The sequence below is a fragment of the Lysobacter lycopersici genome (genome assembly GCF_007556775.1).
Lineage (GTDB): Bacteria > Pseudomonadota > Gammaproteobacteria > Xanthomonadales > Xanthomonadaceae > Pseudoluteimonas > Pseudoluteimonas lycopersici.
Genome location: NZ_CP041742.1, coordinates 1,650,143 through 1,671,083, shown reverse-complemented (window position 1 = coordinate 1,671,083; position 20,941 = coordinate 1,650,143). Strand labels below are relative to the sequence as shown.

Genomic DNA, 20,941 nt, shown 5'->3' with positions numbered 1-20,941 from the left:
CTCAGAGCGCGTCGTGCGATGCCAGCGCACGCAGGGCGTCGCCTTCCAGCCGCTGCACCGTCCATTCGTCCATGCCGACCGCTCCGAGCCCGCGGTAGAAGCCGATGGCGGGTTCGTTCCAGTCCAGCACGCTCCATTCGAAGCGACCGCAGTCGCGCTGCACCGCGATCCGCGCCAGCGCCGCCATCAGGTGCCGGCCGAGGCCGAGGCCGCGGAAGGCCGGGCGCACGAACAGGTCCTCGAGGTAGAGCCCGCGCCGGCCGAGGAAGGTGCTGAACGTATGGAAGAACAGGGCGAAGCCGGCCGGCTCGCCGTCGGCTTCGGCGATGAGCACTTCCGCGGCCGGATGCTCGCCGAACAATTGTTCGCGCAGGCCGCCTTCGGTCGCGACCGCGGCGTCGGCGAGGCGTTCGTATTCGGCCAGGTCGCGAATCAGTTGCGCGATCAGCGGCACGTCGTCGTCGGTGGCGGGGCGGATGGTGACGAGGGTGTCGGTCATGCGGAGGTCAACCTTGTTCGCCGTGGAAGGGTTCCGCCACTACTTGCCAGGCATCTTCGTGGACCACGTACCCGGGACGTTCGGTTTGCAGGATGTCGACCGGGTAGCCATGCCTTCGAACGATCTCGGCGATGAAATGCAGGTGGCGAATAGCCTCTGCAGCATCGGCTTTCATCCATGAAACGCCATGCGTTTCCTTGTGGGAAACGTTCCGTTTGCGAGCAAGACGGGAAGGGATGGGAACCTGCGTTTCCATCCATGTGACGAGTCGTCGCAATTCGTGGTCGTCTTCCTTGGTCAGATCGTTGGATCTCAGGAGTTGATAGGCCAAGGTCAACAATCCCATCGGCTGCCCCGTGCGCCGATCGCGATCCGAGATCACGAAACGCAGTAGTTTCAAAGCGTCAGCCCGCGAGGCGCTGCTTCACCAGCTTCGACACATCACCCATGTCGGCCTTGCCGGCGAGCGCGGGCTTCAGCACTCCCATCAGCTTGCCCATGTCGGCCGGGCCAGTGGCGCCGGTCGCGGCGATGGCCTTGTCGATCTCGGCCAAGATCTCGCCTTCGCCCAGCTTGGCCGGCAGGTAGTGCTCGATGATCGCCATCTCGTCGCGCTCGATGCCGGCGAGGTCGTCGCGGCCGGCGGCGTCGAACTGGCTGATCGAATCGCGGCGCTGCTTCACCATCTTCTCCAGCACCGCCAGCACCGCGACGTCGTCCAGCTCGATGCGCTCGTCGACCTCGCGCTGCTTGATCGCGGCGTTGATCAGGCGGATGACGCCGAGGCGAACCTTGTCGCCGGCCTTCATCGCGGTCTTCATGTCGTCGGTGAGCTGGGTCTTGAGGCTCATGGCCATCTCCATGGATTTCGGGTCGTGCGGAACGCGTTGCTCAGAAACGCAAAAAGCCGGCGACGCGTGGCGCGGCCGGCTTCTTGGTGTCGCGACAACCGCGCTCAGTACAGGCGCTGGCGCTTGGTGACGTCGCGCGAGGAACGGCGGGCCTGGCGCTTCACCGCGGCCGCGGCCTTGCGCTTGCGCTCCTGGGTCGGCTTCTCGTAGAACTCGCGCTTGCGGGTTTCGGCCAGCACGCCGGCCTTCTCGCAGGTGCGCTTGAAGCGACGCAGGGCAAACTCGAACGGCTCGTTTTCGCGGACTTTGACGCTGGGCATTGGGTGGTCTCGGTGGAAAAGCCGGGCCTTCTCGGGCCAGGCGAGCCGTGCATGATAGCAGCGGCCCGGAAACCGGCGCAAGATAAGTCCATGATCATCCTCGGAATCGAAACCAGCTGCGACGAGACCGGCGTCGCGGTCTATGACACCGCCAGACCGGGGGCGGAAGGCCTACGCGCGCAGGCCCTGTACAGCCAGGTCGCGCTACACGCCGAGTACGGCGGGGTGGTGCCCGAACTGGCCAGCCGCGACCACGTGCGCAAGCTGCTGCCACTGGTCCGGCAGACCCTGGCCGAAGCCGGGCTGGCGCCTTCCGACCTCGACGGCGTGGCCTACACCGCCGGGCCGGGGCTGGTCGGCGCCCTGCTGGTCGGGGCCGGCGCGGCGCGGGCGCTGGCCTGGGCCCTGGACGTGCCGGCGATCGGCGTCCACCACATGGAAGGCCACCTGCTGGCGCCGCTGCTGGAGGCGCCCGACCTCGAACCGCCGTTCGTGGCCTTGCTGGTGTCCGGCGGGCATAGTCAGCTGGTGATGGTCGAGGGCATCGGCCGCTACCGGCTGCTGGGCGAAACCCTCGACGACGCCGCCGGCGAGGCCTTCGACAAGACCGCCAAATTGATGGGTCTGCCGTATCCGGGCGGGCCGCAACTGGCTGCGCTGGCCGAACACGGCACGCCGGGGCGCTTCAAATTCTCGCGGCCGATGACCGATCGCCCCGGCCTGGATTTCAGCTTCAGCGGGCTCAAGACCCAGGTGCTGCTGGCATGGCGCGATTCGGACCAGTCTGACCAGACCAAGGCCGACATCGCCCGTGGCTTCGAGGATGCGGTGGTCGACACCCTCGCGATCAAGTGCGAACGCGCGCTGGACGCGACCGGCTGCGACACGCTGGTCGTGGCCGGTGGGGTCGGCGCGAACAAGCGCCTGCGCGCGAAACTGCAGGCGATGGCGGAAAAGCGCGGCGGCCGGGTCGCGTTCCCGCGCCCGGCGCTGTGCACCGACAACGGCGCGATGATCGCCTTCGCCGGGGCGCTGCGGCTCGAAGCTGGCCAGCACGACGATGCCTCGGTGCGCGTCGCCCCGCGCTGGGATATGGCATCGTTGCCGGCGGTTGCCTGAGGGAAGCGCCATGGATCGTGTCTTCATCGAAGGCCTCGAGATCGAGGCGCAGATCGGCATCTACGACTGGGAGCGGCGCATCCGCCAGCCGCTGCTGTTCGACATCGAAATGGCGTTCGACAACCGCAAGCCCGCGGCCAGCGACGCCATCTCCGACACGCTCGACTACAAGGCAGTGAGCAAGCGCATCGTCGCGTTCGTGTCCGCGTCCTCGTTCGGGCTGGTCGAAACCCTGGCCGAGCGCTGCGCGGAAATCATCCTGCGCGAATTCGGCGTGGAATCGCTGAAGCTGAAACTGTCCAAGCCCGGCGCGGTACGCGGTGCGCGTGCGGTGGGCGTGACGATCGAACGCGACCGCGCCTCGCTGCCGCCGGAACCGGTGCAGGCGGCCGAGCCCGAGCAAGCACCGAAACCGGCCGCGAAACCGGCGCCGACCGCGGTGCAACTGGCCGCCGCGCGCGCGTTCGCGCGCCGACTCGAGGAAACCATCGCGCAAGCCACGCCATCGCCTCCACCAGCGCCGCTCGCGAAGCCGTCGCCGCAGGACGAAGCCGCGCACAAGGCGCGTGGCCCGACTGTCACTACCTACATCAGCCTCGGCAGCAACATCGAACCCGAGCGTAACCTGCGCAGCGCGGTCGAAGCCCTGCGCGCGCGCTTCGGGAACGTGCGGCTGTCGCCGGTGTACCGCACCCGCGCGGTCGGCTTCGACGGCCCGGATTTCCTCAATGCCATCGCCGCGATCGAAAGCGACATGCATCCGTTCGCACTCAACGATTGGTTGCACGCGCTGGAGATCGCCCACGGCCGCGATCGCCGCGACAAGTCCTACAGCGACCGCCCGATCGACCTGGACATCATCTACTTCGGCAAGCTGGTGCTGGAAGGGCCGGGCGATTTCATGCTGCCGCGGCCGGAACTGCGCCACGCCTTCGTGCTCAAGCCGCTGGCCGACATCGCGCCGCACTTCGTCGATCCGGTGCGCGGCGCCTCGCTCGAGGAGTTGTGGGAAGCGCACCCCGAGCACGATGCACCGCCACAACCAGTGGCGATCGAGTTGTAGCCGAATCGTTCCATCATCCGCATCGAAAACCGGGGGAAATCCGCAATGGGCAAGTTCGCGCGCAGCTGGGCGCTGGCCAAGGCCAGCCTGTCGATCCTGCGTTCCGATAAGGAACTGCTGGTGTTCCCGTTGTTGTCCGTGCTCGGCGTGGTGCTGGTCGCGGCGACCTTCCTGCTGCCATTGTTCGGCTTCGGCATGCTCGAACACGCCGACCGTAGCGATGGCGTGCCGCTCGGCTTCTACATCCTCGGCTTCGCGTTCTACCTGGTGCAGTACTTCGTGGTGTTCTTCTTCACCACCGCGCTGGTCGGTGCGGCGATGGTGCGCCTCGACGGCGGCGATCCCACCGTCGGCACCGGCCTGCGCATCGCCGCGGGCAAGTGGATATCCATCCTCGGCTATGCCGCGATCGCCGCGACCGTCGGCATGATCCTGCGCGGCATCGAACAGCGCGCCGGCATCGTCGGCAAGGTCGTCGCCGGCTTCGTCGGCGTGGCGTGGACGCTGGCCACTTTCCTCACCGTGCCGGTGCTGGTCGCGCAGGACGTCGGCCCGGTCGAGGCGGTGAAGGAAAGCGCGACCCTGCTCAAGCGCACCTGGGGCGAAGGCCTGATCGGCAACGGCGGCATCGGCCTGATCGGCGGACTCGCCGCGTTCGCAGTGATGCTGGTCGGGCTCGCGTTGACCGGATTCCTTGCCAAGGCCGGGCTCGGCACGGCGGCGATCGCGGTGATCGCGCTGTCGGTGCTGGCGGTGGTCGGCATCGGCCTCGTGCAGTCCGCGCTGGGCGGGATTTATTCCGCGGCCCTGTACCGCTACGCGGTCGCCGGCGATGCGCCGGCCGGCTTCGATGGCGTGCTGTTGCGCGACGCGTTCCAGCGCAAGGCCTGAGCGTTCGCTCAGGCGTCGAGCATCCGCCCGCCGTCGACATGCAGCGCCTGCCCGGTGCAGTAGCGCGCGTCCCGCAGTAGCCATAGCGCCGCTTCGGCGATTTCCTGCGGTGTCCCGATGCGCCCGAGTGGCGTGCGCGCGAGCAATGCGGCTTGCGCATCCGCATCCTTGCCGCCCTCGGGCCACAGGATCGCGCCGGGCGAGACCGCGTTCACGCGCACCTGCGGCGCCAGTTCCAGCGCCAGCGCGCGGGTCATGTGCAACAGCGTGGCCTTGCTCATCGCGTACACCGCATGCCCGTGCAGCGGGCGCTCGGCATAGATGTCGGCAATGTTGACGATGGCGCCATTCGCGCTCGCGAGATGCGATGCCGCGGCCTGGGCGAGGAAGAACGGCGCGCGCGCGTTGACCGCGAACAGCGCGTCCCATTGCGCCGGCGTGGTCGCGCCGAACGCGGTCGGGTAAAACGCCGAGGCGTTGTTGACCAGCGCATCGAGCCGACCGAAGTGGCCGAGGGTTTTCGCCACCAGCTCCGGGAGGCGGTCGAATTGCGCGAGGTCTGCCTGCAGCAGAAAGGTGCTGCCCGCGCGCGCGGTTTCGAGTTCCGCGGCTAGTGCCTGCGCATCGCTTTCGGAATCGCGGTAGTGCAGGGCGAGGTCGTAACCGGCGGCGTGCAGGCGGCGCGCGATCGCCGCGCCGATGCGGCGCGCGCTGCCGGTAACGAGTGCGACGGGTGCGGTTTCGCCCATGGCCACAGGATAGCGCCCCGCTTTCAGAGGTCCTAACCTGTGCGCATGTCCCGGATGCCCGTGCCCGACGCCGACGCCCTCGCCCACAGCGAGCACCTGCGCAAGCTGTTGCAGGAACAGATCATCGCCGCGGGTGGCGCGATCCCGTTCTCGCGCTTCATGGAACTCGCGCTGTACGCGCCCGGGCTCGGCTACTACAGCGCCGGTTCGCACAAGTTCGGCATGGGCGGCGATTTCGTCACCGCGCCCGAACTCGGACCCTTGTTCGCCGCGACGGTCGCCGACGCCATCGCGCCGGTGCTGCAGCAACTCGGCCAGGACGCGGTGATGCTCGAACTCGGCGGCGGCAGCGGCGCCTTCGCCGAAGTCGCGCTCAAGCGCCTGCTCGCGCTCGACGCGCTGCCGTCGCGCTACGCCCTGCTTGAACCCAGCGCCGACCTGCGCGAACGCCAGCGCGAACGCCTGCAGAAACGGCTTCCACCCTTGTTGTTCGAACTGGTGGAATGGCTCGACGGGCCGATCGCGCACGAATGGAACGGCGTGCTGTTCGCGAACGAGGTGATCGACGCGCTGCCGACGCCGCGCTTCACCCTGCGCGATGGCGAAGTATTCGAGGAACACGTCGCGCTCGATGGCGAAGGCCGCTTCGTGCGCCGCGATCGTCCCGCGGACTCACTGCTGTCTGCCGCGGTGCGGCATGTCGAACGCGGCCTCGATGCGCCTTTCGTCGACGGCTATCGTTCCGAGCTTCTGGCGCAGTTGCCGTACTGGCTGCAGGCGGTGGCGGGCGGCCTGCGCAGTGGCGCGATGCTGTTCGTCGATTACGGCCATGCGCGAGGCGAGTACTACCAGCCGCAACGCAGCGAAGGTACGTTGCGCGCGTTCCGCAGCCACCATGTCGGCGACGATCCGTATGCGTTCCCCGGATTGCAGGACCTGACCGCGTCGGTGGATTTCACCGCGCTGGCCGAAGCCGGAACCGGCGCCGGTTTCGATTTCGCCGGCTACTGTTCGCAAGCGAGTTTCCTGGTCGGCAACGGCCTGATGCAGCGGCTCGCCGAAGCCGAGGAACGCGCAAAGGACGACACCGCGAAACTGCGCCTGCGCCAGGAAGCGAAGCAGCTCACGCTGCCAGAAGCGATGGGCGAGCGCTTCCAGGCAATGGGGTTTTCGCGCGACGTGGAATTTGGGACGGCGTTTCTTGCCGGCGATCTGAGTCATCGACTGTGAAAGCGCATCGCCGGCGGTTCGGACGTTCGCTCAAGCCATTCCGGCGGCCATGGTTGTGGGCTGGGTTGTGGTCGCTCGGCATCGCCGCGGTCGTGGTCGCTTCGTTGCTGCCGGCGCCGGACCTGCCGAACCTGCACGTGAGCGACAAGAGCGAGCACTTCACCGCCTACGCATTGCTGGCTGCCGGCGCGGTGCAGTTATTCGCGCGGCGGCTGTCGTGGTTGTCGGTGTGCATCGCGCTGGCGCTGTTGGGCATCGGCCTGGAGTTTGCCCAGGGCGCGCTCACCACCACCCGCACCATGGATGCCGCCGATGCGCTGGCCAACAGCCTGGGCGTGCTCGCCGGGCTGGCGACGTCGCTGACGCCGTGGCGGGACGCGTTGCTGCGTTTCGAACCTGGGCGCTGAGCGCACTGGCTCGCGGAAACCATCGCAGCGTGCGATCGGCTGCGATCAACCACTACGTCTGCATGGCCGCCAAAGGTTCGAGACGGGGCCTAACGCCTGAGTTAAGCCGGACCGCTGCGCGGCCACGGCAGAGTCACAATCCTACGGGACTTTGCCGAGGCCGCGCAGCGGTCTCGGCTTGAACGAATTGTTAGGCCTAAAGGCCAAGTTCTGTGCGGACATGAACGCCTTTAGGTGAGAACACGTAGTTCATGAAGCCGCCTTCTAGCCTTGTGCAAGTCGTAGAGCCGCCTTCAAAGAAGGCTTTAGAAGATATGATTGTGATCTCTCCGTTTGGATCGCGCCGTAGCCGCAAGTCGCACTCGACGTTGGCGGGTCTGCAGCTAGATGCTTCCCTGCGCTTAACGAACTCAATGGCTCGGGTTTCCGCTGCGGTTCCCGGTGCAATCAACGGCTCAGAAGCAAAGCAAATACGCGGCTTTTCCGGCCAGCCTGCGCAGCCTGTTATTGCCACTGCCGCGATCACGATTGCGAGAAATTTTGTCATTAGGCCTAACGCCTGAATTAAGCCGAGCCGCGAAGCGGCTTCGGCTTGAACGAATTGTTAGGGCTCATCTGACGACCTGCACCGTGCACATGAACCCGCCGATCTCCGACTCCAGATTGTCCGAAACGTACACCTCGTACTTGCCGGGCCCAGAGAAGACTCGCTCCGGTGATGTTTTACCTGATGGAACCGATATCACCGTAGCCGGGATTGCAACACTACGGGAAGCAGCAAATGCATCGACCGGCATGAGCTGGGGCTCATCCGGGTTTGAGCCGGACACGACCAGAAAGAACCAAGCGTTATCGAAAACGCGGCGAACAGCAAGCTCCCGACCGTGGCCAGCCGCGAGCACGAGATTGAGCGAATTGCCAACTTTGACCACAGACGGCGAACAAGAAAGAGCGCTACTACTGACGCTAAACACAGCCGACTCTCCGGCGAGAGCGCCAAGAGAAAAGAGGCTTATCCCGAAACAGAGAATGATCTTTCTCATGAGCCCTAACGCCTGAATTAAGCCGCGCCGCGAAGCGGCGTCGGCTTGAATGAATTGTTAGGCCGCGCGCCCATAATTCGTATCCCTAGTTATTTCGATCGCTCTTTGCAAACTGCGAGAACCTGGCGGCATCTTGCGCAATTCAATGACAAGTTCATGGATCAATTTAATCTCAAGTAGGTCAATCGCGTCTCTTAACGAAAGACCTTTTGGGTCGGTTGTCAAATCATCTGCAATTGCACGAATTTCAGTCTCAAGCTGCTTCCGTTTCTGCGAATCAATGTATGACCGAAGCCAGCGATCACCAATCCAAGCGAGTGTGGCAATGCCAACGGCGTACCCAAGGGTTGTCAGAGATGCTTCCATAGCGGCCTAACGCTGGAGTTAAGCGGCGCGCGGCTTTTCGCGCGTCCGCTTGGACGACTGGTTATGTTGCACCAGAGGCTTGTGCTTAGTCATCAAAGCCGCAATCGCACAATGCGCAGACGGCCTCGGGATCTGTAACCAAGTCGCCGACACTTACAATGCGCGAGTCCTCACCACGGGCCTCCTCATCTTTGATGCAACCGGTGCAGACCGGCTCTTCTGGGTACTGTTCTGATGCTCGATCGGACGACAGATCTCCCCAGAGCATGCATTGCTTCATTTGGATTTTAGACATTTCAAGTTCCCTCTGAGGTTGGTTGTGCAACATAACACCTGAATTAAGCCGCGCCGCGAAGCGGCGTCGGCTTGAATAAATTGTTAGGCCGCGTTACTCGCATACCACACGACCCTCCATGCCATGCTGGGTGAAGACTACTGAGTCTTTAACGATCATGGCATGGCCAGAACAGAATTCATTGGCCTTTTTCTGAAATAGCTCAACCCATTCTGGGTTGCTCGGGTTTTCTATTGGGCCGCCAAGTTCAAGTGTAAATATCTTTCCGCGAGAACAACTGGAGAGCGCAATGATTACGAAGAAAAGGACTGAAATCTTCATTTGGCTAAAAGCGGCCTAACGCTTGAGTTAAGCCGAACCGCGAAGCGGTTTCGGCTTGAACGAATTGTTAGCCCCCATGTGGCTCCACAACAGCCTGCTTCTTAGGCAAGAAAATCAATACAAACAACGGCACGATAAATACGGACAACACGCCCCAAAGTACCTTGCTACGGTTCCGACGGCTCGCGATCAGGACCCCAATCACTACAGGAATTGAAAAAAAGATAACGTCTTGTGCGAATGAAGTAGCAAAGTTACTCATCTCTAAACCTCGAAGTGATGTGACGCGATCCCGGGCAGAACGTAGATATTTCTTTGGGGGCTAACGGATCATGAGCTCAGCGGCGGACGGGCGAAGCCCGGCCGTCCGCTGCAGCGAGTTGTTAGACGACACGTGCACCCAGGCCTGATGCACGAAGCACAAGTGCCGCATGCATCGAAATGAGCGCGTAGATGGTGGTGAGCCAAAGTGCCTCCTGAACACCCTCAGCGACCCAAAGTGCCGCGCTTAGTACGACAATGCCGGCCAAAATTGTGTACCCGACGGACCGCAACCGCGAAACTGAGCCTGTTACAAAGATCGAAACGGCAGGTTCGTAGCGTCGCCAAAGCCAAACGAGCATCCAAGCGACCAACGGCAGCACAAATGCCCAAACCAGCAGGTTGCCAACGATTGGGATGCCGATGGTGTCGCCGTCTTTCTCATACCAGCCCCGGCGAAGCGTCTCTTGGTAGTACCAGGCAACAACGGCGGGTTGAGCAAGAAACACGATTAGCATGTACGCAAGGAAAACCGCCCGCCGCCGTGGTGTTCGAGAGAACATTTCTCGTGTCGTCTAACTACTATTAGACCCCGAACTGGGGCGTATCCGGATTCTGTTCCCGAGCATGCGAGGCGTCAATCGGGGGTTTCCTAGGGAAAATTGCGGTTCTGCTGGATGTGCCGGCGGCGTTCGGGATGGAACATTGATGGCGTTATCCGGCATGGAGACGTCCATATGCAATATGACCGCACGGCTGCAGCCATAACAGGTTCGCGGGCCGACGCTGGCAGGCCGCGCCTGTTGGACGAAGTTCGGCGCAGGTTGCGGGCAAAACACTACAGCCTGCGCACCGAACAGGCGTACCTGTACTGGATTCGCCGGTATATCCACGCCAACACGATGCGCCATCCGCGCGAAATGGGTGGCATGGAAGTCGAGCGATTCCTCTCGGACCTGGCGCGGAGGGACCGTGTTGCCGCCAGCACGCAGAACCAGGCGCTGTCGGCATTGTTGTTCCTGTACCGCGAAGTGCTGGCGCTGGATCTGCCGTGGATGGAGAACGTGGTACGGGCCAAGCGTGCGCCGCGTTTGCCGGTGGTGTTGTCGCGCGCGGAGACGCTGGCGTTGCTGCACCATCTGGCCGGGCGCGAGGCGTTGATGGCCGGGCTGCTCTATGGCAGCGGCTTGCGGTTGATGGAATGCCTGCGCCTGCGGGTCAAGGATGTGGACATGGCGCGCGGCGAAATCACCATCCGCGAGGGCAAGGGCGGCAAGGATCGTAAGACCGTGTTGCCGCGAACGCTGCGAGCCGCATTGCAGGCGCAGCTGGACGGCGTGCGCGTGCTGCATGCACGCGATCTGGAAGCCGGCTTCGGCGCGGTGTCGATGCCGGGCGCGCTGGCGCGGAAATACCGGAACGCGGAGCGCGATCTCGGCTGGCAATACGTGTTCCCTGCCGCGCGTCGTGCTTGCGATCCACTCGATGGACGCGAGAAACGCCATCATGCCGACGAAAGCGGATTGCAGCGCGCCGTGCGCGCGGCGGCGCGGCGCGCGGGCATCGACAAGCCGGCAAGCCCGCACACGCTGCGGCATTGCTTCGCCACGCACCTGCTGGAAAACGGCGCCGACATCCGCACGGTGCAGGAACTGCTGGGACACAAGGACGTGTGCACCACGCAGGTCTACACGCACGTATTGAATCGTGGCGCCGGCGGCGTGCTGAGCCCGCTGGATCGCTAACGCGCGTTCGCGATCGCCGCGATCCGCGCCTTGCGCAGCGCTTCGCCGACGGCAGAGCCTTGGAGTCCGGCGGCCACGTCCGCGCTGCGCACGGCCAGCGTCGCAGCGTGCAGGCGACGCAGGATGCCGGCCTGCGGATACGGCGAATCGTCGAGTCCCGCGCGACCGCGCGCATCGGCTTCGCACGCGGTCGCGAGTTGCGCGATCCGCGCAGGCTTGCGGAAACCGTCGCAGCGCGCGAACAGTTCGTGCACTGTCGCGGGTTTCAGCTCGTCGATGCGGTGCACGTTCAAATGCTCGCGGCAGGCGATGACCGCGAGTTCGCGGTGCTCGTTCGGGACGCGCAGGCGTTCGCACAGCGCGACCACTGGCGCGATGCCGCGTTGCTCATGCATCACGTGGCGTGGCAGCTCGCCCTCCGGAGTCAGCGCCTTGCCGAGGTCATGGATCAGCGCGGCGAAACCGACCAGGTCGTTGCCCGGCGCGAGTGTCGCCGCCATGTCGCAAACCAGTTCGACGTGCGTGCCGGTATCGATTTCCGGGTGGAATTCCGCGCGCTGCGGCACGCCGTAAAGCGCATCGACTTCCGGCAGCACCGCGACCAGCGCATTCGCATCGCGCAGGGTGCGCAGGAAGGCCGACGGCGCCTTGCTGCGCAAGGCTTTCGACAACTCCTGCCAGACGCGTTCGGGCGCGAGTTCAGCGAGCTCGCCGCCCTTCGCCATGTCGCGCATCAGTGCCAGCGTTTCCGGCGCGACGCTGAAGCCCAGCGGCGCCAATCGCGCCATGAACCGCGCCGCGCGCAACACCCGCAGCGGATCCTCGACGAAGGCTTCGCCGACGTGGCGCAGCACACGCGCTTCGATGTCGCGCGCGCCGTCGAAGGGATCGACCAGGGAACCGTCCTCGCGCTGCGCGATGGCGTTGATGGTGAAGTCGCGGCGGCGCAAGTCGTCTTCCAGCGTCACCGACGGATCGGCATGCACCACGAAACCGGTATGGCCGCGCGCGGATTTGCGTTCGGTGCGCGCCAGCGCGTACTCCTCGCCGGTGCCGGGATGCAGGAACACCGGGAAATCGCGACCCACCTGTCGGTAACCGGCAGCGCGCATCTGTTCCACGGTCGCGCCGACGACGACGTAATCGCGATCGCCGGCGGGCAGGCCGAGCAATCGATCGCGCACCGCGCCGCCGACGAGGTAGGTGTCCATGGAGGGATGATGCACGAATTGCGCTCCCTCCCTTTCGCGCAGCGAAGGGGAGAGTTGGGGAGGGGTGTGGAGAATGATGCCAACCCCCTCCCAGCCTCCCCCTTGCGCCTTGCGCAAAGGGGAGGAGTTCTATTGCTTTGGGGGCGTCGCCAACGGGCAGGTGAAGGCGATGCGCTTGCCGCTCGCGACGCCATTCATGCGATCGGTGAGGTGCGCGGCGTTGCCGTTGAGGCGCCAGTCGTAGATCGTGCTGAAGGCGAGTACGCGCGCGACGTACTCGCGGGTTTCCTTGTAGCTGATGGTTTCGATCCAGAAATCCGGATCCATCGTCGGGCGTTGCGAAGTCCAGCGCGCGACCGGCGCCGGTCCGGCGTTGTAGGCGGCGATGGTCTGGTAGGGCTTGCCGTATTTGTCGAGCAACTGCCGCAGATACGCGCTGCCGAGCGTGATGTTGGTATCCGGGTCGTAGAGGCTGTCGGCGCCGCCCCAGGGCAGGCCGAGCTTGCGCGCGACCTCGGCACCGGTGCCGGGCAACAGCTGCATCAGGCCGCGCGCGTTTGCGGAGGAACGCGCTTTCGGATCGAACACGCTTTCCGAGCGGATCTCGCCGGCGACCCAGGCCGGGTCGAGGCCGTTGCGTTGCGCTTCGCGGCGGATGGTCGCGTCGTGGTGCATGGGGAAACGCAGCAGGTACAGACGCGATTCGTCCGGATACGACTTGCCGCCGACGTTGACCAAGCCGAACACGCCGCGGTCGAACCAGCCCGCGTCCTCGGCCAAACCGACCGCGATGCGGCGCTGGTCGTCGCTGAAGCGCGACAGCGCGTCGTCCCATTCGCGTTGCGCCCAGCCGCGGCGGTCGATGCGGTACAGCGCGAGTGCGCGAATGAGTGCCGGCGTTTGCGCGACCGCATCCTTCGCCGCCGGCGTGTCGTGCGGGATCAGCGGGCACAGCGTGTACGGCTGGTCGATGCGGTCGGCGGCGAGGAAGCCGTGGAATTCCGGCTTGGTCGCGGCTTTCGCATACAAGGCTTGCGCGCCGGCCTTGTCGCCGGTGAGTTCCGACAATCGCGCTTCGAAATAGGTCCAGCGCGCCTGGCTGCGCTGCGCGTCGCCCATGCGCCGGATCGCGGCCAGCGCACCGGCCCAATCGCTGCGCGCGATGGCCTCGCGAACCTGCAGTTCGTGCAGCTTGTCATCGTAGGCGGACAGCGGCACCGCGGCGAGGCGGCGCGCGCCTTCGGGTTCGTAGGACGACGCCGACTGCAACGCGACCTGGTACAGCACGCGGCCGCGGTCGGCATCGGTGAAGCCCAGTGCCTGCGCGTACTTCGGCAATTGCGCTTCGGCCGCGACCGGCACCGATTTCGCCAGTCGCGCCAACCCTTGCGAAGCCATCCATCGGCTGCGGTCGGTTTTCGGCCAGTTCAAGGCGCGTTCGTTGATGGCTTCGAAGAACGACGCGTAATCGTTCGCCAGCGCGGCTTCGTCCGCGGGCAGGCCGCGCGCAGCCGCGCGCATCACCGCCGGTTGCCATTCGCCGGCGGCCTTGTCGATGCGTTCCCAGCGCAACGCCGGCGGCAATCCGCCGCGGGCGGCGAGCAGGGCGAAGACGGGGTCGCACTCGGGGGGAAGCGACTTGCCGCTGCTGCGCCAGATCGCCTGCGCGTCGCTGGTCCAGCCCGCATCGATCTGGCCGAGCGCCTGCCGCGCATTGAGCGCGACGCAGCGCAGGCTGGTGTCCTGCACCGCCGGCGACCATGCGGCGAGGTAGCTGGTCCAGTCCTGGCGGCGCGCCAGCGCCGGAAGCCAGACCTGGCGGAAAGCCTCGGCCACGGCCTGGCCGCGGTAGCGGGCGAGGAAGTCCTGGCCACGTTGCGGCGGGAGACTATCAATGTTGCGCCGCAGCGAAGCGTATTCCACCCAGCCCGCGACCGGGCTCGAGGCCACCGCTGCCGGGTCGTAGGGCTGGCCGGCCTCGGCTGCTTGCAGGGCGGCCTGCACCTGCGCATCGCCCGGCATGGCGGCTGCGAGGGGCGGAGTGGCCAGCGACATGGCCAGCAGCAGGGCGACGGTCCTCATGTCGATACGCTCCGGAAAGGCATTCGTTCGACTATAGCCAAGCACGGCTGAATTCCCGGGACGCCGGTGCTTGAACCGCCTTTACGAATTGTTTACAAGGACGTCACATTCCCGCGAAGCAGGGGGCTGGCGTGAATGGAACCTCTCAATTCCTTTGGGGATCTCACATGAAGTCGTTGCGCCGCCACCGGCTGACCACGGCCGTCCATGTTTCGTTGCTGCTTTCCGCCCTGCCCGTCGTCGCATTCGCCCAGGACGCGACCACCGACACCACCACCGGCCAGCAGGCCAGGACCCTCGATACCGTCACCGTGACCGGCACGCGCATCCGCCGCGCCGAGGTCGAGGGGCAGGTGCCCGTCCAGGTCCTGACCCGCGAGGACATCGACCGCAGCGGCTTCACCTCCGTCGCGGACATCGTCCAGAACCTGACCGCCAGCGGCTCGGCGTTGAACACCAAGTTCAATTCCTCGGGCAACTTCGGCTTCCCGCCCGATGGCGGCGGCGTCGGCGCGGGCGCGGCCACGGTCGACCTGCGCAACCTCGGTTCCAAGCGCGTGCTGGTGCTGGTCGACGGCATCCGCTGGGTGAACGAATCCTCGGCCTCCGGGGTGGGTTCCTCGGTCGACCTCAACACCATCCCGCTGTCGATCATCGAGCGCATCGAAGTGCTGGAGGACGGCGCTTCGGCGATCTACGGCTCCGATGCCATCGGCGGCGTGGTCAACATCATCACCCGGCGCAGCATCGACGGCTTCGCCCTCAACCTGCATTACGGCGAGTACGACGAAGGCGATGGCGCGACCTACGGCGCCGACTTCGGCTGGGGCGGACGCACCGACCGCGCGGACTGGTTCCTCGGCGCCAGCTACTACAAGCAGGACGACATCTCCGCCGCGGACCGCGACATCTCGCAGTTCCCGGTGCCGGGCACCGGCCTGTCGAACGGCAGTTCGGCCACGCCCTACGGCCGCTTCGTGTTCCAGGATCCGAACACCGGGCAGGTGTACAGCATCACGCCCAATACCGGCGCCACCGACCCGACCTACACCAGCGGCGAACCGGATTGCCCGGCCACGCGCAGCGACGACTTCCACTGCTTCACGACCGACGACCGCTTCAACTTCGCGCCGTACAACTTCCTGCTCACGCCTTCCGAACGCAAGAGCGTGTTCGGGCAGGTCCACTACGACTTCACGCCGGCGGTCACCGGCTACCTCAAGGTGCTCTACAACCAGCGCCATTCGGTGAACCAGGCCGCGCCCGAACCGATCTTCCTCGGCACCGATGCGGGCGTGTACAACCACTGGGCCGAAACCGACCTGGTCATCGCCGCCAACAATCCCTATAACCCGTTCGGCTTCGACCTGACCACGGTCGGGCCGAACGCCAATCTGTTCCTGCTCGGCCGGCGCCCGGTCGAGGGCGGGCCGCGCGTGTACGAGCAGGACGTGGATACCTGGTATGTCAACGGCGGCCTGCAGGGCAGTTTCGGCAGCGAACACGTCTACGACTGGGACGTCAATTTCGTCCACAGCGAAAGCAGCGCCGACCAGACCAACTACGGCAGCTACAACCTCAAGCGCATCAACGAGGCGCTCGGCGACGTCAATGCCTGCCTCGCGATCGCCGGCTGCGTGCCGCTCAACCTGTTCGGCGGCCCGGGAACGATCACGCCGGAAATGCTGGCGTGGATCCAGCCGGTCGTGCACGACCAGAGCGAGAACAAGCTGACCTCGTTCTCGGCCAACATCACCGGCGACCTGTTCACGATGCCGGCGGGCCCGGCCTCGTTCGCGGCCGGCTTCGAATACCGCAAGTACGAAGGCAGCTACACGCCCGATCCGATCACCGTGGCCGGCGAATACAACGGCGTGCCGTCCGGCGCGACCAGCGGCAGCTACGACGTCAACGAGGCCTACGCGGAATTCAACATCCCGCTGACGCGCGATTCGGCGTTCGGCAAGGCCTTCGACGTGAGCCTCGCCGGCAGGTATTCGGACTATTCGACCTTCGGCGGCGAATTCACCGGCAAGGCCGGCTTCCGCTGGCAGATCGCCGACGAGCTGCTGGTCCGCGGTTCGTTCGCGGAAGGCTTCCGCGCGCCGTCGATCGGCGAGTTGTACGGCACCTTCAGCCGCTTCGACGCCACCTTGCAGGATCCCTGCTCCGGCGCCGGCGCGACCTTGCCGAACTGCGTGGCGGATGGCGTCCCGGCCGGCTACGAGCAGCCGAACCCGCAGATCTCCGTGGTCACCGCCGGCAACCGCGACCTGCAGCCGGAAACCAGCCACAGCTACATGCTCGGTGCGGTGTGGAGTCCCACGTGGGGCACGAACTCGTCGTGGTCGGAGAAATTCGACTTCGGCGTCACCTACTACCACCACACCATCCAGGACGCGATCCAGGCGCCGGACGCGCAGACCATCCTGAACCGTTGCGTCGCCACGCTTGACGCCGAGGCCTGCAGCCATTACACCCGCAACGCCAATGGCGCGATCAACAGCTTCAACGACATCCTCGACAACCTCGGCACGATCAACACCGATGGCTGGGACGTGGACCTGGGCTGGACGGTGCCGTCGCAGTCGTGGGGCCAATTGCGCGTCGACTGGCGCAACACCTTCGTCGGCAAGTACGACCTCACCAACGAAGTAGGCGCGAAGGAACCTCGCAGCGTTGGAATCGAAACCAACGACAGCGCGATCCCGGAGTGGACCTCCACGCTGGCCACGCAGTGGCACAAGAGCAACTGGGGCGTGACCTGGACCATGCGCCATATCAGCTCGCTGACCGAATCCTGCGCCGGCGCCGACGGATTCCCGATCTGCGACGTGAGCAGCACGGCCAACACGCCCAGCCTCAACCACCTCGGCTCGGTCACCTACCACGACCTCCAGGTGACCTGGGACACGGCGCTGTTCAAGGGCCTGCAACTGATCGGCGGCGTGAACAATCTCGGCGACAAGGATCCGCCGGTGTGCCTGAGCTGCTCGCTCAACGGCTACGACGCTTCGACCTACGATTTGCCGGGTCGTTTCTGGTACGTGCGGGCGAACCTGAAGTTCTGATCGTTCCGGTCGCGATGTACGGACGGGCGGCGAGCAATCGCCGCCCGTTTTGTTTGCGAGGTGCTCATGTGGGAGGGGCTTTAGCCCCGACTACCGGGATTCGTCGCGGCTGCTGCTTTTAACGGCCGAATGGCTGTTCAACCCGCTCCCACAGTGGCTGGTCAAGCCAGCGCGGACGCCGGTACGTCGAGTTGCAGCGACAGCGCGAGGTGGTCGGAACGGGCGGCAGGTTGCGCCTGCATGTCGGCGTGGCCGAGGCCGAGGGTCACGAGGATGTGGTCGATCGCGCGCTGCGGGCGCCACGCGGGGAAGGTCGGCACCGCATGCTTGGGCGGCTGCAACTGCGTGTGCCGGTACAGCAGCGCCATTTCGGGGCTTTCGGCGACGCAGTTGAAATCGCCCATCAATACCGCGTGGCGATGGCCGGCGAGCAGTTCGGCGATGAACGAAAGTTGCGAATGCCGCGATGCGGCGCCGAGCGAGAGGTGCGCGACTGCGACCACGAGGCCATCGTCGCCGGCGCCGAAGCGCGCGAGCAGCAGTCCGCGGCCCTTCACGCGCCCCGGCAGCGGATGGTCGAGCACTTCCACCGGTTCCAGCCGGCTGAGCAGGCCATTCGCGCTGGACGCGACGCCGCCGACGCGGCGATTCGGCTGGTGGCTCCAGAACCCGAAGCCCGCGCGTTCGGCGAGGTAATGGGTCTGGTTGGTGAAGCCCGAGCGCCAGCTGCCCGGGTCGCTTTCCTGCAGCCCGACGATGTCGTATCCGCCGGCGAGGCGCGCGATGTCGTCGAGTGCATGCTGCTTGCGTCCTGCCGGCAGCACGTGCGACCAGCTGCGGGTCGCATAATCGCTGTAGCGGCGGGTACTCGAACCGGCCTGGATGTTGGCGCTGAGCAGCCGCAGCCGGCGCGTGTCCATCGCGCGCCGGTTTACTTCGCGCCGAGCGCCGCCTGCTCCTGCGCGACCAGCTGGTCGAGGATGCGGATCTGGTCCTCGCGGGTCTTGCCGAGCACGCGGTACTTGCCGTCGACGATCAGGGTCGGCGTGCCCTCGATGGCGCTGCGCGTGGCGAACTGCTTGGCCTTGCGCAGCTTGCCGTCGATCGCGAAGCTCGACATGGTCGAGGCGAACTGCTGCGGGTCGACGCCGAAGCGCGCGTAGAACGCGGCGATGTCCTGCACCGAATCCTCGCCGCGCTCGCCCTTCAGGGTCTGCTCGAGGTGGATCGCGTTGTAGAGCAGGTCGTGGGTACGCGGCACCAGGCCCATCGATTCGGACGCGTAGTAGGCGCGCGCGTAGCGGTCCCAGGGGCCGCCGAACTGCGCCGGCACGTAGGTGAAGCGCACGTTCGCGGGCATCTTGGCTTCCCACGCGCGCATCAGCGGCTGGAACATGTTGCACGCCGGGCAGACGTAACCGAACACCTCGACCACTTCGACCTGGCCGTTGGCCGGATCGAACGGCTGGCCGTTCGGGATGGTGGCGTAGTCCACGCCTTCGACCGGCGGCGGGCTGCCGGCGGCGATTTTGGCGGCGTTGGCGATCACCGATGCCGATTCCTCGTCCACGCCCGGCGGAGGCGGGGGCGGGGTGTTGGCGTTCGCGGCGGCGGCGGGCGTGTTCGCGGCATCGCCGGTGGCGGCAGGCGCTTCCGATTTCGCGCAGGCGGCCAGGGACAGGACGAGCAGCATCGGGACGAGTCGCAGGTTCATGGGTCGCGCCTGTGGTTCGTGAACGTGGTGTCCGGGAAAGGGGAGTTTAGCGGTGCCGACGCCGCTGCGAGGCGATCAGCGCATCCAGGATGCGCAGCTGGTCGTCGCGGGACTTGCCGAGGATCCGGTACTTGCCGTCGACGACCAGCGTCGGCGTGCCCTCGATGCCGACCGCCTGCTGGAAGTCGTTCGCATGGCGCAGGGCCGCGACCATTGCCGGCGAATCCCACGCGGCCTTCAGTTTCGCGGCAGGGAGGCCTTGGCCGACTAGCCATTGCTGCAATTCGGAATCGGTGGGATTCGACGGCATCGTGCCGTCGTCGTGGATGGCGCGGAACAGCGCGGCGTGGACTGCTTCCACCGCACCCAGCGATTCGACGGCGAAGTACGCGCGGCTCAGCGGCTCGCTGCCGACCGCCGCCGACGGAACGAAGGTGAAGCGCACATCGCGGGGCAGCCTGTGGCGCCAGGCATCGAGCTTTGGCTGGAAATCCGCGCAATGCGAGCAGGAATAGGCAAACACCTCGACCACTTCGACCTTGCCCTGCAGCGGACGATAGGGCTGGGCGCCGTCGATCACGACATAGTCCACGCCTTCGGTCGGCACGAAGGGCGCCGGCGCCGCCGCGAACGCGCTCGCGGGCAGGAGCAGGGAGAACAACAGGCTGAGCAGGATGCGGGTCATGGCGTCGGGGCAAAAAAAAGCCGGTACAGGGTCTGTACCGGCGGGTTGATGCAAGGGCTGTACGGGTTCGGACTGCCGGCGCCGCGGGAAGTTCCCGCGACCTGGGTCAGCCGGCCTTCGGCGGCGTGGCCGCATCCGCCTGCGCATTGCCGGCATCGGCGTCGGAGCGCTCGTGCAGGCCCTGCAGGTAGCTGCCCAGCGACTGGATTTCATCGTCGCTGAGGTTCCTGGCCACCGTCGCCATCATGTCGAACAGATGGTGGTCCTGCTCGGCGGTGGTACCGGTGCGGTATTCCTGCAGGCGGCGCACGACATAGGCCGACTGCTGGCCGCCGATGTGCGGGAACGCTGGGCCGGGGTTGCCGGCGCCGGCGGGGCCGTGGCAGGCCATGCACGCCGGGATGCCGCGGGCTGGATCGCCGCCGCGGAACAACTTCTGCCCGACTTCGTAGAACTTCATGCCGGCGTACGGGCCGGAGGCGATGGCGGTGTCGTCGGCCACGCCCGCGCCCGCCTTCTGCTGGGCGAAGTAGGCACCGACGTCGCGCATGTCCTGCGCGCTGAGCGGCGCGGCCATCGGCGCCATTATCGCGGCCATGCCGCTGGTGCGCACGCCGGCCTTGAACAGCGCCAGCTGCTGCGCGACGTAGCGTTCGGGCATGCCGGCGATGCGCGGGTACTGCGGATCGCTCGGGTTGCCATCCACGCCGTGGCAGGCGGCGCAGGCGCCGGCCTTGGCCTGCCCGGCCTTGGCGTCGCCCCAGTGGGTCTTGGCGAGGTCGGCGACCGCATCGCCCAGCGGCGCGGCCTGCGCCGGAGCCTGCTCCGGCAGCGGGGTGACGGTGGACTGGGCGAAGGCGGCCGCGGCGACGGCCGCGATGGCGAGGCCGGCGATGCCAAGGAGGCGTGGATGGCGCATGCGCATGCTCCGGGAATACGGATGCAGCCCCGCGGGCCGCATGAACGCGAAATTATCCGTGCGCGCCCCGGCGCCGGTCAAACCGCCATGCCATCCTTG

Annotated in this window: 20 protein-coding genes and 1 pseudogene; 8 read left to right on the top strand and 13 right to left on the bottom strand. The window is 65.9% G+C overall.

The genetic code is table 11. The features are described from left to right. Position 1 precedes the first annotated feature (1 nt). The 4 genes from FNZ56_RS08355 to rpsU form a co-directional block, all read right to left on the bottom strand. Positions 2 to 499, bottom strand: coding sequence for a GNAT family N-acetyltransferase (locus FNZ56_RS08355; RefSeq protein WP_143879396.1), 498 nt, complete (start codon positions 497 to 499; stop codon positions 2 to 4). 7 nt (positions 500 to 506) lie between these two features. Further along, positions 507 to 899 (bottom strand): hypothetical protein, encoded by a 393-nt coding sequence (locus tag FNZ56_RS08350; RefSeq protein ID WP_143879395.1) that lies wholly within the window; start codon positions 897 to 899, stop codon positions 507 to 509. A gap of 4 nt (positions 900 to 903) precedes the next feature. Then, positions 904 to 1,350 carry a GatB/YqeY domain-containing protein gene (locus FNZ56_RS08345; protein ID WP_143879394.1) on the bottom strand — a complete coding sequence of 149 codons (447 nt, stop codon included), beginning with the start codon at positions 1,348 to 1,350 and terminating at the stop codon, positions 904 to 906. 104 nt (positions 1,351 to 1,454) lie between these two features. Beyond that, complete coding sequence (gene rpsU / locus FNZ56_RS08340; protein WP_056134345.1) at positions 1,455 to 1,670, bottom strand: 30S ribosomal protein S21; 216 nt, start codon at positions 1,668 to 1,670, stop codon at positions 1,455 to 1,457. A 90-nt stretch (positions 1,671 to 1,760) separates the two neighbouring features. Between rpsU and tsaD the strand changes: the two genes are divergently transcribed. From tsaD to FNZ56_RS08320, 4 genes and pseudogenes are all read left to right on the top strand, one after another. Further along, positions 1,761 to 2,789: a tRNA (adenosine(37)-N6)-threonylcarbamoyltransferase complex transferase subunit TsaD gene (gene tsaD, locus FNZ56_RS08335; RefSeq protein ID WP_143879393.1), complete on the top strand. Its 1,029-nt coding sequence runs from the start codon at positions 1,761 to 1,763 to the stop codon at positions 2,787 to 2,789. Positions 2,790 to 2,799: 10 nt separating this feature from the next. Beyond that, positions 2,800 to 3,150, top strand: a pseudogene (gene folB, locus FNZ56_RS08330) (dihydroneopterin aldolase); the annotation flags it as partial. Positions 3,151 to 3,378: 228 nt separating this feature from the next. Continuing rightward, on the top strand, positions 3,379 to 3,852 hold the full coding sequence (gene folK, locus FNZ56_RS08325; RefSeq protein WP_143880315.1) for a 2-amino-4-hydroxy-6-hydroxymethyldihydropteridine diphosphokinase: 474 nt from the start codon (positions 3,379 to 3,381) through the stop codon (positions 3,850 to 3,852). 45 nt (positions 3,853 to 3,897) lie between these two features. Then, positions 3,898 to 4,743: a DUF6159 family protein gene (locus FNZ56_RS08320; protein ID WP_143879392.1), complete on the top strand. Its 846-nt coding sequence runs from the start codon at positions 3,898 to 3,900 to the stop codon at positions 4,741 to 4,743. 8 nt (positions 4,744 to 4,751) lie between these two features. Here FNZ56_RS08320 and FNZ56_RS08315 read toward each other — a convergent pair whose 3' ends face one another. Continuing rightward, positions 4,752 to 5,492: a pteridine reductase gene (locus FNZ56_RS08315; RefSeq protein WP_143879391.1), complete on the bottom strand. Its 741-nt coding sequence runs from the start codon at positions 5,490 to 5,492 to the stop codon at positions 4,752 to 4,754. A 45-nt stretch (positions 5,493 to 5,537) separates the two neighbouring features. Between FNZ56_RS08315 and FNZ56_RS08310 the strand changes: the two genes are divergently transcribed. Together FNZ56_RS08310 and FNZ56_RS08305 are read left to right on the top strand one after the other, a co-directional pair. After that, complete coding sequence (locus tag FNZ56_RS08310) at positions 5,538 to 6,722, top strand: class I SAM-dependent methyltransferase (RefSeq protein WP_246064541.1); 1,185 nt, start codon at positions 5,538 to 5,540, stop codon at positions 6,720 to 6,722. 53 nt (positions 6,723 to 6,775) lie between these two features. Further along, positions 6,776 to 7,129: a VanZ family protein gene (locus tag FNZ56_RS08305; RefSeq protein ID WP_246064539.1), complete on the top strand. Its 354-nt coding sequence runs from the start codon at positions 6,776 to 6,778 to the stop codon at positions 7,127 to 7,129. Between the two features lie 611 nt (positions 7,130 to 7,740). Here the strand turns inward: FNZ56_RS08305 and FNZ56_RS08300 are convergent. Both FNZ56_RS08300 and FNZ56_RS08290 read right to left on the bottom strand, forming a co-directional pair. Continuing rightward, on the bottom strand, positions 7,741 to 8,172 hold the full coding sequence (locus FNZ56_RS08300) for a hypothetical protein (RefSeq protein WP_143879389.1): 432 nt from the start codon (positions 8,170 to 8,172) through the stop codon (positions 7,741 to 7,743). A gap of 1,365 nt (positions 8,173 to 9,537) precedes the next feature. Then, positions 9,538 to 9,933: a hypothetical protein gene (locus tag FNZ56_RS08290; protein ID WP_143879388.1), complete on the bottom strand. Its 396-nt coding sequence runs from the start codon at positions 9,931 to 9,933 to the stop codon at positions 9,538 to 9,540. A 219-nt stretch (positions 9,934 to 10,152) separates the two neighbouring features. Between FNZ56_RS08290 and FNZ56_RS08285 the strand changes: the two genes are divergently transcribed. Further along, a complete protein-coding gene (locus FNZ56_RS08285) occupies positions 10,153 to 11,160 on the top strand; it encodes an integron integrase (protein ID WP_143879387.1) in 1,008 nt (335 codons plus the stop codon). Here FNZ56_RS08285 and FNZ56_RS08280 read toward each other — a convergent pair. Then, positions 11,157 to 12,371 carry a multifunctional CCA addition/repair protein gene (locus FNZ56_RS08280; RefSeq protein WP_143879386.1) on the bottom strand — a complete coding sequence of 405 codons (1,215 nt, stop codon included), beginning with the start codon at positions 12,369 to 12,371 and terminating at the stop codon, positions 11,157 to 11,159. The two genes, FNZ56_RS08285 and FNZ56_RS08280, sit on opposite strands and share 4 nt — an antisense overlap. A gap of 129 nt (positions 12,372 to 12,500) precedes the next feature. Further along, positions 12,501 to 14,426, bottom strand: a complete 1,926-nt coding sequence (locus FNZ56_RS08275) for a lytic transglycosylase domain-containing protein (protein ID WP_246064781.1) — start codon at positions 14,424 to 14,426, stop codon at positions 12,501 to 12,503. 194 nt (positions 14,427 to 14,620) lie between these two features. On the opposite strand from FNZ56_RS08275, the gene FNZ56_RS08270 reads away from it, so the two are divergent. Then, positions 14,621 to 17,524, top strand: coding sequence for a TonB-dependent receptor plug domain-containing protein (locus tag FNZ56_RS08270; RefSeq protein WP_143879384.1), 2,904 nt, complete (start codon positions 14,621 to 14,623; stop codon positions 17,522 to 17,524). Positions 17,525 to 17,685: 161 nt separating this feature from the next. Here FNZ56_RS08270 and FNZ56_RS08265 read toward each other — a convergent pair whose 3' ends face one another. The 4 genes from FNZ56_RS08265 to FNZ56_RS08250 all read right to left on the bottom strand — a co-directional run bounded on the left by FNZ56_RS08265 (position 17,686) and on the right by FNZ56_RS08250 (position 20,842). Continuing rightward, positions 17,686 to 18,444 carry an endonuclease/exonuclease/phosphatase family protein gene (locus FNZ56_RS08265; protein WP_143879383.1) on the bottom strand — a complete coding sequence of 253 codons (759 nt, stop codon included), beginning with the start codon at positions 18,442 to 18,444 and terminating at the stop codon, positions 17,686 to 17,688. An 11-nt stretch (positions 18,445 to 18,455) separates the two neighbouring features. Beyond that, positions 18,456 to 19,238, bottom strand: coding sequence for a thiol:disulfide interchange protein DsbA/DsbL (locus tag FNZ56_RS08260; protein WP_221933291.1), 783 nt, complete (start codon positions 19,236 to 19,238; stop codon positions 18,456 to 18,458). A gap of 46 nt (positions 19,239 to 19,284) precedes the next feature. Next, positions 19,285 to 19,923 (bottom strand): thiol:disulfide interchange protein DsbA/DsbL, encoded by a 639-nt coding sequence (locus tag FNZ56_RS08255; protein WP_185970697.1) that lies wholly within the window; start codon positions 19,921 to 19,923, stop codon positions 19,285 to 19,287. A gap of 106 nt (positions 19,924 to 20,029) precedes the next feature. Continuing rightward, positions 20,030 to 20,842: a c-type cytochrome gene (locus tag FNZ56_RS08250; protein ID WP_143879381.1), complete on the bottom strand. Its 813-nt coding sequence runs from the start codon at positions 20,840 to 20,842 to the stop codon at positions 20,030 to 20,032. Positions 20,843 to 20,941: the final 99 nt, after the last annotated feature.